This window comes from Enterobacter asburiae (assembly GCF_008080435.1).
Classification (GTDB): domain Bacteria; phylum Pseudomonadota; class Gammaproteobacteria; order Enterobacterales; family Enterobacteriaceae; genus Enterobacter; species Enterobacter asburiae_C.
In genome coordinates this window covers 382228-399373 of the sequence record NZ_VRKN01000002.1, presented here as the reverse complement: position 1 = coordinate 399373, position 17146 = coordinate 382228, and the positions used below count along the sequence as shown (strand labels likewise).

Here is a 17146-nt window from a genome sequence, read left to right as displayed (position 1 = left end):
TTATGCAGCGAAAGCAAGACTTGAACCAAATCATAAAATCGATTCAGCAAGGCTATTTCGTTCACCGATTAATTTCACGCATCAAAATAATTGCTGGTTTAAATACCAGACCCAACGGGGTGAAGCAATGCCAGGAGGGGCAAAAGTTTGAAGCAGGCCACAAAAAAGCACCTGAAAAGGTGCTTTTTTACGCGTTATTAACATGCTGGCACTACTGTTGCAGCTCTTTTTCGGTAAACAGATCGGCAAACAGTGCGGTGCTCAAGTAACGCTCACCCGAGGAAGGCAGGATAACCACAATATTCTTATTGGTAAAGGCCTCATCTTCCTGAAGTTTGAGCGCTGCCGCAACGGCCGCACCGGAAGAGATACCCGCCAGAATGCCTTCTTCATCCATCAGGCGACGCGCGGTCGTGATGGCTTCTTCGTTAGTGATGGTGACCACTTTATCGATCAGCTTCAGATCCAGGTTGCCCGGAATGAAGCCTGCGCCAATACCCTGGATTTTATGCGGGCCTGGTTTGATCTCTTCACCCGCCAGTGCCTGGGTGATAACCGGTGAGTCAGTCGGTTCAACGGCAACGGTGATCAGGTCTTTTTTACCCTTTGTGCCTTTAATATAGCGTGACACGCCGGTCAGCGTACCGCCGGTACCTACGCCGGAGATGAACACGTCAACCTGACCGTCGGTATCTTCCCAGATTTCCGGGCCGGTAGTTTTTTCATGAATTTCCGGGTTAGCCGGGTTGCTGAACTGCTGAAGCAGCAGATATTTTGCCGGATCGCTGGCCACAATCTCTTCGGCTTTCTGAATGGCCCCTTTCATGCCTTTCGCGCCTTCGGTCAGCACCAGGTTCGCGCCCAGCGCTTTGAGCAGCTTACGACGCTCGATGCTCATGGTTTCTGGCATGGTCAGCGTCAGCTTGTAGCCACGCGCGGCAGCCACATAGGCCAGAGCGATACCGGTATTGCCGCTGGTCGGTTCCACCAGCTCAACGCCCGGCTTCAGCACACCACGTTTTTCAGCATCCCAAATCATGTTTGCACCGATACGGCATTTTACGCTGAAGCTCGGGTTACGTGATTCGACCTTCGCCAGAATGCGTCCATTACCGATACGGTTCAGTCGAACCAGGGGCGTATGACCGATAGTCAGCGAGTTGTCTTCATAAATCTTACTCATGGCCTGTCCTTAACTGTATGAAATTGGGATACCGACCCAGCATACCTGCTAAGCAGGTAGGGGGAAGTAAGGAATTCGCATATCTATATACTGCAAGGAAATAATGGGGATCAGTATGGAATAAGGGGCGGCATAAGCCACCCCTGCTTTACACATTTTTGCATTATTTCCATAACGCGTGCTTAGCACGGTAGCAGTCCACCCACATCGCCGTCGCGCCGCAGACGGCGACGGGCATGATGAACAGATTCAGGAAGGGAATCATGGTGAACAGGCTGGTCAGCGCACCAAACTGCATATTGGCGACCTTCTGGCTGCGCAGGGCGGTGCGCATCGCTTTAAACGGCACCTTGTGGTTATCGAACGGATAGTCGCAGTACTGAATGGCCAGCATCCAGGCGCTGAACAGGAACCACAGCACCGGCGCCACCGTCTGGCCAATGCCAGGTACAAAATAGAGGATAAGCAGCACAATCGCGCGGGGCAGGTACCAGGCAAACTTCTGCCACTCGCGCTTCATGATGCGTGGCAGATCTTTCATGATCCCCAGCATGCCCGTGTCCGGCGGTGTTGCGCCGGTAAGCCGCGCTTCCAGCTGTTCTGCCAGCAGACCGTTAAACGGTGCGGCTATCCAGTTCGCAATCGTCGAGAAAAAATACCCAAACACCAGCAGCACGGAGATCACCGCCACCGGCCAGAGCAGGTAGTTAAGCCACTGTAGCCAGTTCGGCACATGGCTCATCAGCGACGGGATCCAGCTCTCCAGCTTTGTGAACAGCCACCAGAACGCGCCGCCCATCAGAATAATGTTGATCAACAGCGGGAGAATGACGAAGCGTCGAATCCCCGGCAGGGAGACCAGTTTCCAGCCCTGAGAAAAATACCAGACGCCGCTGCGCGGGGGAGAAGAAGATGTTGAAACCATAGCCAGGCTGTACTCCTTTTTACACAACCAGTGGAATTGCCCGCCTATATTATCCACTTACGGAGCAATGACCAGTTCGGAAATGTTCGAAAAACCAGCAAAAAGCACGATTTCCTTCATCTTTATGCTGTGAATGCTCTGCACACACTTGCACTTGACGTAAACGGCAAATACTCTTAGTGAGTAAATGTTTGCCGTGGTGGCAAGGTGTTAGAACAACAGAGAATATAATGATGCAGGATTTGCGTCTGATATTAATCATTGTTGGCGCGATCGCCATAATCGCTTTACTGGTACATGGTTTCTGGACCAGCCGTAAAGAGCGTTCCTCGATGTTTCGCGATCGCCCACTGAAGCGCATGAAGTCCAGTCGTGACGACGATGACAGTGAAGATGACATCGACGGCAGCGATGATGACGGCGTGGGTGAAGTTCGTGTTCATCGGGTCAATACTGCGCCCGGCGCAGGCCATGGGGAGCATGAAGCGCCTCGTCCTTCGCAGCACCAGTATCAACCGCCGTATGCTTCTGCACAGCCGCGCCAGCCAGCGCCGCAGCCTGTGGAAGAGCCGGTGCGCCAGCCGCCGCAACAGCCTGTCCATCAGCAGCCTGCCCAGCCGGTTCAACAGCAACCGGTGCAGCAGCCCGTGCAACAACAGCCTGTTCAGCCGGTACAACAACCGCAGCAACCTGCGCCTCAGCCCGCTCCGGCCCCGCACGTTGAGCCTGAGCCCGTTGTAGAGCCAGAGCCGGTTGTTGAAAAACCGCAGCGTAAAGAAGCGGTGATCATCATGAACGTGGCCGCGCATCACGGTAGCCATCTCAACGGTGACGTGCTGCTTAACAGTATTCAACAGGCAGGCTTCAAGTTTGGCGATATGAACATTTTCCATCGCCACCTGAGCCCTGACGGTAGCGGTCCGGCGCTGTTCAGCCTGGCCAACATGGTTAACCCTGGCACCTTTGATCCGGAAATGACCGGTGATTTCGTGACCCCGGGTGTGACTATCTTTATGCAGGTGCCGTCCTACGGCGACGAACTGCAAAACTTTAAGCTGATGCTGCAGTCCGCTCAGCACATCGCTGACGAAGTCGGTGGTGTGGTGCTTGACGATCAGCGTCGAATGATGACCCCGCAGAAGCTGCGCGAGTATCAGGACCGCATCCGCGAAGTTAAGGAAGCTAACGCGTAATCGTCGCGTTTACTTCGACTCCTCCTCAACCCCCGCCTGTCGGGGGTTTTTTCTCATTGATGGTGCGATATGGACTCAATCGAACAACAACTCACTGAACTGCGAACCACGCTTCGCCATCATGAATATCTCTATCATGTTATGGACGCGCCGGAAGTCCCGGATGCGGAATATGACCGTCTGATGCGCGAGCTGCGCGAACTAGAGGCGCAGCATCCGGCGCTCATCACGCCGGACTCCCCCACCCAGCGCGTCGGCGCTGAGCCGCTGGGGGCTTTCAGCCAGGTGCGCCATGAAGTGCCGATGCTGTCGCTCGATAACGTCTTCGATGAAGAGAGCTTTCTTGCGTTTAACAAGCGCGTGCAGGATCGCCTGAAAAGCAGCGACTCCCTCACCTGGTGCTGCGAGCTCAAGCTGGATGGCCTGGCGGTCAGTCTTCTCTACGAAAACGGCGTGCTGGTGCGTGCCGCGACGCGTGGCGACGGTACGACGGGCGAAGACATCACTACCAACGTGCGTACCATCCGCGCGATCCCGCTAAGACTGCAGGGTGACAACATTCCTGCGCGTCTGGAAGTGCGCGGCGAGGTGTTCCTGCCCCAGGCGGGCTTCGAGAAAATTAACGAAGAGGCGCGTCGCACCGGCGGGAAGGTGTTTGCTAACCCGCGTAATGCGGCGGCTGGCTCTCTGCGCCAGCTTGACCCGCGTATCACCGCGAAGCGACCGCTGACTTTCTTCTGCTACGGCGTCGGGATTCTGGAAGGTGGAGAACTGCCGGATACGCACCTCGGGCGTCTGCTGCAGTTTAAAGCGTGGGGCCTGCCGGTGAGCAACCGCGTTCAACTCTGCGACTCGCCGGAAGCGGTACTGGCGTTCTACCACAAGGTGGAAGAGGACCGTCCGACGCTCGGGTTTGATATTGATGGCGTCGTCATCAAGGTGAATTCACTGGCGCTGCAGGAGCAGCTGGGGTTTGTGGCGCGCGCGCCGCGCTGGGCGGTGGCGTTTAAGTTCCCTGCTCAGGAGCAGATGACCTTCGTTCGCGACGTCGAGTTCCAGGTCGGCCGTACGGGCGCCATCACCCCGGTTGCCCGTCTGGAACCCGTGCAGGTTGCGGGCGTGCTGGTGAGTAATGCCACGCTGCATAACGCCGATGAAATCGAACGCCTGGGCCTGCGCATTGGTGACAAAGTGGTGATTCGCCGCGCGGGCGACGTTATCCCGCAGGTGGTTAACGTCGTGGAGTCAGAACGTCCTGCTGATACGCGCGAGATCGTCTTCCCGAGCCACTGCCCGGTGTGCGGCTCTGACGTAGAGCGTGTTGAAGGCGAAGCAGTAACCCGCTGTACGGGCGGGTTAATCTGTGGGGCACAGCGTAAAGAATCGCTCAAGCACTTCGTCTCCCGCCGCGCAATGGATGTTGACGGCATGGGCGACAAGATTATCGACCAGCTGGTTGAGAAAGAGTATGTCCATACGCCAGCCGATCTGTTTAAGCTGACGGCAGGTAAACTGACCGGTCTGGATCGCATGGGGCCAAAGTCAGCCCAGAACGTGGTTAACGCGCTGGAAGCGGCGAAAGAGACCACCTTTGCCCGTTTTCTCTATGCGCTGGGCATTCGTGAAGTCGGCGAAGCAACGGCGGCGGGTCTGGCGGCGTACTTTGGCACGCTGGAGGCGCTGGAAAAGGCTGGCATTGACGAGCTGCAGAAAGTCCCGGATGTCGGCATCGTCGTCGCCACGCACGTCTTTAACTTCTTTGCCGAAGAGAGCAACCGTGAAGTCATCGGTAAGCTGCTGGAAGAGGGCATCAGGTGGCCCGCGCCGGTGGTGGTCAACGCCGAAGAGATCGACAGCCCGTTCGCCGGTAAAACGGTTGTCCTGACCGGCAGCCTGAGCCAGCTTTCACGCGACGATGCGAAAGCGCGTCTGGTGGCGCTGGGGGCTAAAGTGGCGGGCAGCGTGTCGAAGAAAACCGACCTGGTGATCGCCGGGGAAGCGGCGGGTTCGAAGCTGGCGAAAGCCCAGGAGCTCGGCATTGCGGTTATCGACGAAGCAGAAATGCTGCGTCTGTTAGGAGAGTAATGTGGAGAAAGAACAGCTCGTTGAGATCGCCAATACGGAGATGCCGTTCGGTAAATACAAAGGCCGCAGGCTGATTGATTTGCCGGAGGAGTATCTGCTGTGGTTTGCCCGCAAGGATGAATTCCCGGCAGGGCGACTGGGCGAGCTGATGGCTATCACGCTACTGATCAAAACCGAAGGGCTGACCCAGCTGGTTCAGCCCCTGAAACGTCCTTAAGCCTTCGCGGCGCTGGTCTCTTCCTGCGCCAGCTTTTCGGTCTGGCGCTTGTAACGACGCGCCAGCACTGCGCAGACCATCAGCTGGATCTGATGGAAAATCATCAGCGGCAGCACCATCATCCCTATCACCGAGGTCGGGAACAGAATGTTGGCCATCGGGATGCCGTTCGCCAGGCTCTTTTTCGAACCGCAGAACACAATCGTAATTTCATCCGCTTTGTTGAAGCCGCACCTGCGTGCCACAAATACGTTTACCGCAATCACAATCGCCAGCAGGACGATGCTGACCACCACGATAAACAGCAGCGAGCCTGCACCCACCTTGTGCCAGATCCCGTTCACGACCGCCTCGCTGAAGGCGGAGTAAACCACCAGCAGAATCGAGGTCTGGTCGGTGTTTGAAATCCATTTTTTATGCTTCGCCACAAACGCGCCGGTCCACGGTCGGGAAAGATGCCCCAGCACAAACGGCAGCAGCAGCTGCAGACAAATTTTGCCGACCTGCTCCAGATTACCTTCCGCACCGTGCATGTTCATCAGCAGGCCCACCAGCAGCGGAGAGACGAAAATCCCTAACAGGCTAGAGGCGGACGCTGAACAAACTGCTGCCGCTACGTTGCCGCCTGCCAGCGAGGTAAAGGCGATGGCAGACTGCACGGTAGCGGGGAGAATGCACAGATACAGGAACCCGGTATACAGGGCTGGATCGACATTGACCGGTGCCCACCAGGCAAACAGTACGCCGAGTATCGGGAACAGAATGAAGGTGCTGCACATCACCCACAGATGCAGCCGCCAGTGTCCGCCGCCTGCGATAATGGCCTCGCGGGAAAGCTTGGCACCATGCATAAAGAACAGCAGGGCGATGGCCGCCGTGGTGAGTCCTTCAAAGAACGGGACAAAACTGCCGCGTGCGGGGAAGAAGGAGGCCAGTAAAACAGTGACCACCAGGGTAAGCGTGAACGGATCAAGGATACGAAACAGTTTCATAATGACTCCTGAAATCAGATATCGCTATTGTGCTTTTTTCCATTTGAGAAATAAAATTGATTTATTGCATCCATTCATGAACTAAACAGATGAATTATTCACTACGCCAGCTTCGCGTTTTTGTTACCGTGGCCCATGCCCGCAGCTTTAGCAGGGCAGGGGATATCATCGGTCTGAGCCAGTCGGCGGTCAGCCATAGCGTGAAAGAGCTGGAGAATCAGACCGGGGTGAAGTTGCTTGACCGCACCACGCGCGAAGTGGTGTTGACCGAAGCAGGGCAGCAGCTGGCCCTGCGCCTCGAACGGCTGCTGGATGAGCTGAACAGCACGCTCAGAGACGTGGGGAGGCTGGGGCAGCAGCTTTCGGGGACCGTGCGCGTCGCGGCCAGTCAGACGATCTCTGCGCACCTTATCCCGCAGTGTATTGCCGAGGGAAGCCATCGCTACCCGGACATTGATTTTGTGCTGCATGACAGGCCGCAGCAGTGGGTGCTGGAGAGCATCCGTCAGGGAGATGTGGATTTTGGTATTGTTATCGATCCCGGCCAGGTGAGCGATCTGGCGTGCGAAAGCGTACTTTCTGAGCCCTTTTTGCTGCTCTGCCGTGACGACGATCCGCTGGCCACATTGCCGGAGGTCAGCTGGCAGTCCCTGCAGGGCGCGGACCTTGTTTTACAGGATTATGCCTCGGGCAGCCGTCCGCTGATTGATTCCGCGCTGGTGAATCAGGGCGTAAAGGCAACGATCGTGCAGGAGATTGGTCACCCGGCGACGCTGTTTCCGATGGTGGAAGCTGGCATTGGCATCAGCGTGTTGCCCGCCCTGGCGCTTCCCCTGCCGCAGGGAAGCCGACTGGCCGTCAGGCGATTGACGCCCGTTGTCGAGCGAAAGCTGATGCTGGTGCGGCGAAAAAATCGTTCACTTTCGGGCGCGGCACAGGCCATATGGGAAGTGGTGCGTATCCAGGCACAACGATTAACCGAGGCCCGCATACGCGACCCACTGTTTAACGCGTCAGAAGATTAGATGTAAATATCAATCTGATTAGTGTCTGACGGGCTGTTCACCCCTTCCACTTTACCCAGCTTTTGATCCTGCTTCTTCTGGGCCTCTTCGGCCTGCTGGCGCTGCAGTGCGGCGAGCTGCGCCTGCAGCACTTTGATCTGGGTCTGAATAAGTTCCTGCTGCTTCTTCTTCTCATCTGCACTACCAGAACTGTTCGCCAGTTCTTTTAACTGCTGAGTCAGCTTTTTAATCTTGTCGAGAATGCGGGTGATTTGCGCAGAGATATCGTTACTGCTCGAAGTTCCACTCGCGCCGCTGGTTTGAATCTGTTGGGTTGAAGCCTGAATGGTCGTCATACTTTTTCCTCGCGTATAAAACAGAGGTATCGGCACCGATGGGATTAGCTTGAGCAAAACTGCCATATCTGGCAGGGGGTTGCATCAATACACAATCAGTATTGATGGTGCGGTGAAAGTGTATTGGAGGTCACCTGCAGGCTGCGGATATAAGACGTAAGTCTGCTATCGCGATCTTAATCCTTAAGGAGCCTCTATGACCCTCTCGAATAATCCGTGGTACTGCGCCGACATCATTCGCGCCGCTAAGCCGAACTTCACGCCTCGCGTGGCGTTTATTCTCGGCTCTGGTCTTGGCGCGCTCGCCGACCAGATTGATGACGCCGTTTCCCTGAGCTACGAAAAGCTGCCGGGGTTCCCGGTGAGCACCGTGCATGGGCATGCCGGCGAGCTGGTGCTCGGGCATCTGGCCGGGGTGCCTGTTGCCTGCATGAAGGGGCGCGGCCATTTCTATGAAGGGCGCGGGATGACCATCATGACCGATGCGATCCGCACCTTTACGCTGCTGGGGTGCGAGCTGCTGTTTAGCACCAATGCGGCGGGCTCACTGCGCCCGGACGTTCAGCCAGGAAGCCTGGTTGCCCTGAGCGACCATATCAACACCATGCCGGGCACGCCGATGGTGGGGCTGAACGATGAGCGCTTTGGCGATCGTTTCTTCTCTCTGGCCAATGCTTACGACGCGGATTACCGTGCCGTTCTGCAAACTGTGGCAATGAAAGAAGGCTTCCCGCTGCATGAAGGGGTGTTTGTCTCTTATCCCGGCCCGAACTTCGAGACGGCGGCCGAGATCCGCATGATGCAGATTATCGGCGGCGATGTGGTGGGGATGTCCGTGGTGCCTGAAGTGATTTCCGCGCGTCACTGCGGTCTGAAGGTCGTGGCCGTTTCTGCAATTACCAATCTCGCCGAAGGTCTGGGTGAGGTAAAACTCTCGCATGAACAAACCCTTGCTGCCGCCGAGCTCTCCCGCCAGAACTTTATCAATCTTATCTGCGGTTTTCTTCGCCATATTGCCTGAGTAAAACAATAAAGTGGCCCGTCAGGGCCACACTGCTATAAGGAATGGGTTATGAACATCACGACTCGCTTAAAGATGATGTCCTTTATGCAATATTTTATCTGGGGGAGCTGGCTGGTTACCCTCGGCGCTTACATGATTAACACCCTACACTTTACCGGCTCCGACGTGGGCATGGTGTACAGCTCTAAAGGACTTGCCGCGATCGTTATGCCTTCGCTGGTGGGGATTATTGCCGACAAGTGGCTGCGGGCCGACCGCGCCTATGTGATTTGCCACCTCGTCTGCGCCGTCGCGCTCTGCTATGCCGCGCAGGTCAATGAGCCCGGGCTGATGTTCTGGGTTATGCTGGTGAATGCGATGGCCTTCATGCCCACGATTGCACTGTCGAACACGATTTCCTACTCCTGTCTTGAACAGGCAGGGCTGGATACGGTGAGCCATTTTCCGCGAGTGCGGGTGTATGGCACAGTGGGCTTTATTGCCGCGATGTGGGTCATAAGCCTGATGGGGGCGGAGCTGAGCAATGTGCAGCTCTATATTGCGGCTGCCGCGTCCCTGCTGCTGGCGCTCTATTCTCTGACGTTGCCGGCTATTCCGGTTGCGAAGACAAAAACGTCTCCGTCTCTGGCAAGCAAGCTGGGCCTCAATGCGTTTATCCTGTTTAAACAGCCCCGCATGGCGGTGTTCTTTTTATTCGCGATGCTGCTGGGCGCCGTGCTGCAGATAACCAACACGTTTGGCAGCCCCTTCCTGCATGATTTTGCGCGTAATCCGGCGTATGCAGATAGCTTTATCGTCAAATATCCGTCCATCCTGCTTTCCGTTTCGCAAATGTCTGAGGTGTTCTTCATTCTGACCATTCCGTACTTCCTCGGACGTTTTGGCATTAAAACCGTCATGCTGATGAGCATGGTGGCCTGGATGCTGCGGTTCGGGCTATTTGCCTTTGGCGATCCGTCCGCAACAGGCTTTGTGCTGCTCATGCTCTCAATGATTGTCTACGGCTGCGCGTTCGACTTCTTCAATATTTCCGGCTCGGTATTTGTTGAACAAGAGGTAAGCGCCGATATCCGCGCCAGCGCGCAAGGGTTGTTTATGACGACCGTTAACGGTATCGGGGCGTATTTCGGATCGCTACTGAGCGGTATGGCCGTTGATTATTTCTCGGTGGACGGGGTGAAGGACTGGCAGACGATCTGGCTGGTGTTCGCGGCCTATGCCCTGGCGCTCGCAGTGGTCTTTTACTTCAGCTTTAACTATCACCACACCTGTAAAAACAGCGGGATGCGCACAGTTGCGCACTAAATTTCCCCTCCGGACGCTGAAAGGCTTTAAGGTAGGCGCATAAGTGTTATCGCCAGGATATGTTTTGATGGAACGCGTCTATCGGACCGATCTCAAGCTGCTGCGCTATTTTCTGGCCGTGGCGGAGGAACTGCATTTTGGACGGGCTGCGGCCCGTCTCAATATGTCTCAGCCTCCTTTAAGCCTGCATATTAAAGAGCTGGAAAGTCAGCTGGGCACGTTACTGTTTATTCGCCACTCACGGAGCGTCGCGTTGACGCATGCCGGTAAAGTGCTGCTGGAAGAGTCACGCCGGCTGCTCGCCAGCGCAAACCAGGCTCTGGCTCGTGTCGAACAAATTGGCCGGGGTGAGGCAGGGCGCATTGAGCTGGGGATTGTCGGTACCGCCATGTGGAGTGAAGTGCGCACGGTCATGCGCACTTTTTTGAAAGAGCATCCGAATGTTGATGTCGTTTTTCGCGAAAAATCACCGGTAATGCAGATGGCGCTGCTTGAGCGCCGGGAGCTGGATGTCGGGATCTGGCGAATGGCAACGGAACCTACCGCGGGGTTTACCAGCCTGCGGTTGCGTGAGGCGGCTTTTCTGGTGGCGATGCCGGAAGAGCACCGGCTGGCCCTGGAGTCTTCGATTGCGCTCGCAGAATTGCAGGACGAGTATTTTGTCACAATGCCGTCGGCCCATTCTGACTGGGCATTTTTACATCGCGTCTGCCAGCAGGCCGGTTTTTCGCCGATGATTGTGCGCGAAGCCGTTGAACCGCAAACGGTGCTGGCGATGATCAGCATGGGGATGGGGATTACGCTCGCCGCAGACAGCTACGCGCAAATGCAGTGGCCGGGCGTGGTGTTCCGCCCGCTGAAAGAGCGTATACCGGCAGATTTATATGTGGTGTATGACGAAAAGCAGGCGACGCCAGCGGTGAAGACGTTAATTGCGACGTTAACAGTGGCGTGATGATTTCGTAGGCCTGATAAGCGCAGCGCCATCAGGCTATGTTTTTTAGGCTCAGTACCGCAGATAGCAAAAAAGCGCCTTTAGGGCGCTTTTTTACATTGGTGGGTCGTGCAGGATTCGAACCTGCGACCAATTGATTAAAAGTCAACTGCTCTACCAACTGAGCTAACGACCCGAAATGGTGGGCGATGACGGGCTCGAACCGCCGACCCCCTCCGTGTAAAGGAGATGCTCTACCAACTGAGCTAATCGCCCATTTCGGAACTGCTGCGATAAGATGAGAATGGTGGGCGATGACGGGCTCGAACCGCCGACCCCCTCCGTGTAAAGGAGATGCTCTACCAACTGAGCTAATCGCCCATTTCGGAACTGCTGCGATAAGATGAGAATGGTGGGCGATGACGGGCTCGAACCGCCGACCCCCTCCGTGTAAAGGAGATGCTCTACCAACTGAGCTAATCGCCCAATCTCAATTCTTATCTACACTGCGAGTCTACCGAAGTAGATGGTGGGTGATGACGGGCTCGAACCGCCGACCCCCTCCGTGTAAAGGAGATGCTCTACCAACTGAGCTAATCACCCCCGCTGTGTGGAGTCGCATTATAGGGAGAGTTGAAAATGAGTCAACGCATTTTCTAAAGTTTTTATTCGTTCGTCGTAAAATTAAACAAAACGATCGCGAAACGGGCAGTGAGGCATGATTTCTAAACAAAAATCGCAAACTCGGTCACGATAAAGGGATCAACATTGAGGATTCCCCCCACAGTGATAGAATATTGCCCATCGTTTTTTCCCCCAGGATTTGCCGATTGCCGGCATCTTTATAACGTAAGGCCATTTCATGAAAATCAAAACTCGCTTCGCGCCGAGCCCGACAGGCTATCTGCACGTCGGTGGTGCACGTACCGCTCTCTATTCCTGGCTATTTGCACGCCACAACAAAGGTGAGTTCGTGCTGCGTATTGAAGACACCGATCTTGAGCGCTCCACGCCGGAAGCAATTGAAGCCATTATGGATGGGATGAACTGGCTGAATCTGGAATGGGATGAAGGCCCTTACTTCCAGACCAAACGCTTTGACCGCTATAACGCTGTCATTGATGAGATGCTGGTCGCGGGCACGGCGTATAAATGCTACTGCTCGAAAGAGCGTCTGGACGCACTGCGTGAAGCGCAGATGGAGAACGGTGAAAAACCGCGTTATGACGGCCGCTGCCGCCACGACCATAGCGAGCATGCTGCTGATGAGCCTTGCGTGGTGCGTTTTGCTAACCCGCAGGATGGCTCGGTGATCTTTGACGACCAGATCCGTGGCCCAATTGAATTCAGCAATCAGGAGCTGGACGATCTGATCATCCGTCGCACCGACGGTTCCCCAACCTACAACTTCTGCGTTGTGGTTGACGACTGGGATATGGAAATTACCCACGTTGTCCGTGGTGAAGACCATATCAACAATACGCCGCGCCAGATCAACATCCTGAAGGCGCTGAACGCCCCTGTGCCAGTTTATGCGCACGTCTCCATGATCAACGGTGATGACGGGAAAAAACTGTCTAAACGTCACGGTGCGGTGAGCGTCATGCAGTATCGCGACGACGGTTATCTGCCAGAAGCGCTGCTGAACTATCTGGTGCGCCTGGGCTGGGCCCACGGTGACCAGGAGATCTTCAGTCGCGAAGAGATGATCGAACTGTTCTCTCTGAGCTCTGTGAGCAAATCAGCGAGCGCATTTAATACCGACAAGCTCCTGTGGCTGAACCACCATTACATCAATACCATGCAGCCAGAATATGTGGCGACGTATCTGCAGTGGCACATTGAGCAGGCAAATATTGATACCCGCACTGGCCCTGAGCTGGCGGAGCTGGTGAAACTGCTCGGCGAGCGCTGCAAAACGCTGAAAGAGATTGCCGAAAGCTGCCGCTACTTCTATGAAGAGTTTGATGAGTTCGATGCGGACGCCGCGAAGAAACACCTCCGCCCGGTTGCGCGTCAGCCGCTGGAAGTGGTGCGTGACAAGCTGGCTGCACTTACCGAGTGGACCGCTGAGAATGTTCATCACGCCATTCAGGCGACGGCAGACGAGCTGGAAGTCGGAATGGGTAAAGTTGGTATGCCACTGCGCGTTGCGGTGACCGGTGCGGGTCAGTCTCCGGCGCTGGATGTGACGGTTCACGCCATCGGCAAGTCACGCAGCGTGGCGCGCATTAACAAGGCGCTGGACTTTATCGCTGAGCGTGAAAATCAGCAGTAATTAGATCTCTGAAAAAAAAACGGCAGGGTAACCTGCCGTTTTTTATGCCTCTTATTCCGTGATTCCCAGCCGCGTAAGAAAGCCGTGTATGCCTTCGCGCTTCAAGAAGGCGTCCAGACGCTTCTGCTCTGGTTGAGTCATACTCTCCAGCGTCTCAATAATGCCCGGAGACAGGTTTGAAGAGGGTTCACTGTAGGAAGCGGTGACCTCCGCGAGATGGTAAACCGCCTGACGGTTTCGGATCGCCGGGAGGCTCATAATATGTTCCTTCACGCGCGCATCAACATGAATGAGCCGTGCCCGACCGCCCTTCACACCGTTGAGTCCTTCCGTTTTCCACCCCTGCTGGCGTATCCAGCGATTAACCGTTTGTCTGGCAACGCCCAAACTCTCCGCCAGCTCTTCCGTGGTCATTTTGTTACGTAATTTTTTCATATCAGTTCTGATCGCGAATCCCTAAACGTTGCAACAATCCGGTAATCCCTTCCCGCATTAACAGCGATGTCATCTGCTTCTGCTCTTCCGGCGTCATTTCATTGGCCAGCGTCAGGAGTAGGGTGTGAAGCGAACCGTCAGGGCTGGTGCCTTCTGGTAGTTCGGACGTTTCGCTTGCCCGACGTGCGCTGCGGATAAAGTCACGGACTTTTTCGTTCACATGTACCAGGCGCGCTTTCCCGCCCTGGACGCCTGGTTTTGGTGACGTAATCCAACCCTCTTTGCGTACCCATTTATTGATGGTCTGGCGGCTATAGCCAGTGAGGAGGGCTAACTCTTCTGGCGTCATTCGTTCCTTGATCATGCAATTTCCTGAATATCTGTGGGGTTAATTAACGGCTCATTTTATAGCACCGTTTTACGTGAAAACGTGACAGGCTTAACTCCTGACTGCGAGCAGTCTCGCAAAGTGATTCATTTGCATGATTTTTCGGCGATTGAATGGCTGGAATTGATTTTGCCGTTGACACTCTGCGGAGGAATTCATATTATGCCGCCCGTCAACATGACAGCTTTACGATGGGGCTATAGCTCAGCTGGGAGAGCGCTTGCATGGCATGCAAGAGGTCAGCGGTTCGATCCCGCTTAGCTCCACCAAACTCTGAACCCAACAGAGTGCGGTCAGTAAAGTAACATGTGGGGCTATAGCTCAGCTGGGAGAGCGCTTGCATGGCATGCAAGAGGTCAGCGGTTCGATCCCGCTTAGCTCCACCAAAATTGTAAACCCTCGTCAAAAGACGAGGGTTTTTTTTTATGTATTTGTAACACCCGACACTGCGTTTTGTTATCAAAAAGAAGGTATTCCTGTACCTCACCTCAATCGATATCAATAAACCAGTCTATAAATAGACTTGAACTTGATTCGCGCAATTAATAAACCTATTATCCACCCGGTCAATGATTCGAACGGATAATATACTCATCAGCTTAATGAATAGAAAAACGTACAATAATGTAAAGATATTTATAATTGCCCTGGCACTTTGCCTGATTGCGGTACCTGTCTCCCGTTATCTCTCTCCCCGCGCAATTGTTAATGGTCACGACGTTTATTTAGCATGGCTACCGCTAAGCGTTATGCTGGCGGTAATTCTGCTATTTGGGCGCAGGGCAATTCTTCCCATTTTGTTAGGTTTTACTGTCACTAATTTATTCTATGTTGATTTAGCACCGCTACAATATGCAGTATTACTGTTTTGTCAGACCTTTGCGTTGTTCACGGCGTGCGGCCTGCTGCGCATCATGCTGGGTAAGCGTTGGCGCTACTGTATCCCTAACAAGCACATCGGTTTACGTATATTCTGGCTTGGTTTTATCGTGCCAATAGGTATTAAACTGTCGATGTATATGGCGGGCTATTTGTTTGATTTTCCTGTGACAATCTCGACCTTTTTCGGCGAGGGAACGGTAATTTATAACGTTGTGGATATACAAAGCCTGATCTGTGCGGCATTGATTTTTACCATGATGTTCTATTACCCATTAAGAATGATAATTAATCCTCGTTATGCAATGAATTTCTGGCGGCGAAGCGTGAAGCCCGTGTTTTTTCACAAGAATTCATTATATATTTTTGTCTGGCTGATGCTTTTAAGTTTCATTCTCATCATTTTATGTGGCCCTTTCGAATCACCCGTCATTGCTGGCTATTTGATGCCGCTGATTTTTATTCTTTTTACCTTAGCGATAAGCCGCCTGACCTATGCGCTTATCTCTCTGCTATGGGCCGCATCCGCGCTCCTGCTATTGACCTACAACTACAACTTCCTTAACGGGGTGGAATCGGGCCATTCGCTCTCTTTTATCCTGTCCGTGCTTATCTCTTTCGCTATCTGTCTGCTTTACATGTCGCGAATTTACCAGCGCAGCGAGTGGTTGAGGCGGGGCTGGCAGGGCAGGGCGCTGACCGATCCGCTGACCGGTTTACCCAATATTCGTGCGCTGGAGGATTATCTTGAGATTCACCCAGATGCAAAAGTGAGCATTCTGCGTATGGATAACCTGGAGTTTTTGAGCCGTCACTATGGGATCCTCATGCGGGTCCATTGCAAACGTACTATCGCCACGTCGCTGCAGCTACTTTTGCAGAAAGATGAGACGCTCTTCCAGCTCCCGGGAAGCGAGCTGGTGCTGGTATTACTGGGGCCGGGAACCGCTGAACGTCTCCAGCATATGGTTGATCGACTCAACAGCCGTAAGATTTTCTGGAACAACACCGGGCTGGATATTGAATTTGGCGCGTCCTGGGGAATGGTCGAAAACGGCGAAAAGTTGCACCACACGCTGGGGCAACTGAGCTGGCTGGCCGAGCAATCCTGCGGAGCTGCACACAACGTGCTTGCGCTCACGAATAGCCTCGAGGCGGCATCAGGACAAACAACCGAGCGTGTCCTGATGCTGGCGCGGATTAAACATGCCCTGGAGACGGATCAATTCCATTTATACGCGCAACCGATCCAGAAGGCGGACGGGAGCGGGTATTACGAAATTCTGGCGCGTATGGAGAGTGAGGGTGAGATCTTCACCCCTGACCGCTTTATTCCGTTGATTGCCCAGTTCAACCTCAGCCACCGGTTTGATATGTGTGTCATGGAGAAATTACTGCTGTGGCTGCGCGATCACCCTGCAACGCAGGCTGGCACCCGTTTCTCTGTTAATCTGATGCCGCTCACGCTGATGCAAAAAGAGGTGGCGACCGAGATTTGCGCGCTCTTTGAACGCTACGGCGTTGCGCCTCAGGCCGTCGTGATTGAGATCACTGAAGAGCAGGCCTTCTCAAATTCAGGCTGCAGCATCCACAATATTCAGCAGCTGCGGGATTACGGTTTCCGGATTGCTATTGATGATTTTGGTACTGGCTACGCCAACTACGAGCGTCTCAGACGCCTGCAGGCGGACATCATTAAAATTGACGGCTGCTTTGTTAAAGACATTTGTACCGATGATATGGATGCGATGATCGTCCAGTCGATGTGTAATCTGGCGAAGACGAAATCGCTGTGCGTCGTAGCGGAATACGTAGAAACACCGGCCCAGCGGGAGATGTTGCTTCGCTTCGGCGTGGATTACCTGCAGGGCTACCTGATAGGTAAACCCACACCGCTGGAAGAATTGCGGGCATAAAAAAACCGGGAGCCAAGGCGGCTCCCGGTTTT

At 54.4% G+C, this 17146-nt stretch carries 15 protein-coding genes and 7 tRNA genes; 11 read left to right on the top strand and 11 right to left on the bottom strand.

The features are described 5' to 3' along the window. Positions 1-211: 211 nt before the first annotated feature. Entirely contained in the window at positions 212-1183 is a 972-nt protein-coding gene (gene cysK / locus FU672_RS05000; RefSeq protein ID WP_148242385.1) for a cysteine synthase A, read from the bottom strand. 163 nt (positions 1184-1346) lie between these two features. Further along, positions 1347-2108: a sulfate transporter CysZ gene (cysZ, locus tag FU672_RS04995; protein ID WP_148242384.1), complete on the bottom strand. Its 762-nt coding sequence runs from the start codon at positions 2106-2108 to the stop codon at positions 1347-1349. 230 nt (positions 2109-2338) lie between these two features. On the opposite strand from cysZ, the gene zipA reads away from it, so the two are divergent. The 3 genes from zipA (at position 2339) to FU672_RS04980 (ending at position 5603) form a co-directional block, all read left to right on the top strand. Next, complete coding sequence (gene zipA, locus FU672_RS04990) at positions 2339-3301, top strand: cell division protein ZipA (RefSeq protein WP_148242383.1); 963 nt, start codon at positions 2339-2341, stop codon at positions 3299-3301. 69 nt (positions 3302-3370) lie between these two features. Then, the gene (ligA, locus tag FU672_RS04985; protein WP_148242382.1) at positions 3371-5386 is read left to right on the top strand and encodes an NAD-dependent DNA ligase LigA; all 2016 of its coding nucleotides are present in this window, start codon (positions 3371-3373) and stop codon (positions 5384-5386) included. A gap of 1 nt (position 5387) precedes the next feature. Beyond that, complete coding sequence (locus FU672_RS04980) at positions 5388-5603, top strand: DUF3820 family protein (RefSeq protein ID WP_003861328.1); 216 nt, start codon at positions 5388-5390, stop codon at positions 5601-5603. Here the strand turns inward: FU672_RS04980 and FU672_RS04975 are convergent. Continuing rightward, positions 5600-6595: a bile acid:sodium symporter family protein gene (locus FU672_RS04975; protein WP_148242381.1), complete on the bottom strand. Its 996-nt coding sequence runs from the start codon at positions 6593-6595 to the stop codon at positions 5600-5602. The genes FU672_RS04980 and FU672_RS04975 overlap by 4 nt on opposite strands. A gap of 89 nt (positions 6596-6684) precedes the next feature. Between FU672_RS04975 and FU672_RS04970 the strand changes: the two genes are divergently transcribed. Then, a complete protein-coding gene (locus tag FU672_RS04970) occupies positions 6685-7620 on the top strand; it encodes a LysR family transcriptional regulator (RefSeq protein ID WP_148242380.1) in 936 nt (311 codons plus the stop codon). On the opposite strand, the gene FU672_RS04965 is transcribed toward FU672_RS04970, so the two are convergent. Further along, positions 7617-7955 carry a FlxA-like family protein gene (locus tag FU672_RS04965; RefSeq protein ID WP_148242379.1) on the bottom strand — a complete coding sequence of 113 codons (339 nt, stop codon included), beginning with the start codon at positions 7953-7955 and terminating at the stop codon, positions 7617-7619. The genes FU672_RS04970 and FU672_RS04965 overlap by 4 nt on opposite strands. A 196-nt stretch (positions 7956-8151) precedes the next feature. Between FU672_RS04965 and xapA the strand changes: the two genes are divergently transcribed. From xapA to FU672_RS04950, 3 genes are all read left to right on the top strand, one after another. Then, on the top strand, positions 8152-8976 hold the full coding sequence (gene xapA / locus FU672_RS04960; RefSeq protein WP_148242378.1) for a xanthosine phosphorylase: 825 nt from the start codon (positions 8152-8154) through the stop codon (positions 8974-8976). Positions 8977-9027: 51 nt separating this feature from the next. Beyond that, a complete protein-coding gene (locus tag FU672_RS04955) occupies positions 9028-10284 on the top strand; it encodes a nucleoside permease (RefSeq protein ID WP_148242377.1) in 1257 nt (418 codons plus the stop codon). Positions 10285-10351: 67 nt separating this feature from the next. Beyond that, complete coding sequence (locus FU672_RS04950) at positions 10352-11239, top strand: LysR family transcriptional regulator (RefSeq protein WP_148242376.1); 888 nt, start codon at positions 10352-10354, stop codon at positions 11237-11239. A 99-nt stretch (positions 11240-11338) separates the two neighbouring features. Here the strand turns inward: FU672_RS04950 and FU672_RS04945 are convergent. From FU672_RS04945 to FU672_RS04925, 5 genes are all read right to left on the bottom strand, one after another. Further along, positions 11339-11414: transfer RNA gene (locus tag FU672_RS04945), tRNA-Lys, on the bottom strand. A gap of 4 nt (positions 11415-11418) precedes the next feature. Beyond that, positions 11419-11494, bottom strand: a tRNA-Val gene (locus FU672_RS04940). A 29-nt stretch (positions 11495-11523) separates the two neighbouring features. Beyond that, a tRNA-Val gene (locus FU672_RS04935) sits at positions 11524-11599 on the bottom strand. A gap of 29 nt (positions 11600-11628) precedes the next feature. Next, positions 11629-11704 (bottom strand) — tRNA-Val (locus FU672_RS04930). Between the two features lie 41 nt (positions 11705-11745). Continuing rightward, a tRNA-Val gene (locus FU672_RS04925) sits at positions 11746-11821 on the bottom strand. Positions 11822-12080: 259 nt separating this feature from the next. Here FU672_RS04925 and gltX point away from each other — a divergent pair. Next, positions 12081-13496, top strand: a complete 1416-nt coding sequence (gltX, locus tag FU672_RS04920) for a glutamate--tRNA ligase (protein WP_148242375.1) — start codon at positions 12081-12083, stop codon at positions 13494-13496. Between the two features lie 51 nt (positions 13497-13547). Here gltX and FU672_RS04915 read toward each other — a convergent pair whose 3' ends face one another. Next, positions 13548-13931 carry a YfeC-like transcriptional regulator gene (locus FU672_RS04915; protein WP_148242374.1) on the bottom strand — a complete coding sequence of 128 codons (384 nt, stop codon included), beginning with the start codon at positions 13929-13931 and terminating at the stop codon, positions 13548-13550. Between the two features lies 1 nt (position 13932). Continuing rightward, a complete protein-coding gene (locus FU672_RS04910) occupies positions 13933-14295 on the bottom strand; it encodes a YfeC-like transcriptional regulator (protein WP_148242373.1) in 363 nt (120 codons plus the stop codon). Between the two features lie 217 nt (positions 14296-14512). On the opposite strand from FU672_RS04910, the gene FU672_RS04905 reads away from it, so the two are divergent. From FU672_RS04905 to FU672_RS04895, 3 genes are all read left to right on the top strand, one after another. Further along, positions 14513-14588, top strand: a tRNA-Ala gene (locus FU672_RS04905). 41 nt (positions 14589-14629) lie between these two features. Next, positions 14630-14705 (top strand) — tRNA-Ala (locus FU672_RS04900). A gap of 216 nt (positions 14706-14921) precedes the next feature. Next, on the top strand, positions 14922-17114 hold the full coding sequence (locus FU672_RS04895) for a sensor domain-containing phosphodiesterase (RefSeq protein WP_148242499.1): 2193 nt from the start codon (positions 14922-14924) through the stop codon (positions 17112-17114). The last annotated feature ends 32 nt before the right edge of the window (positions 17115-17146 follow it).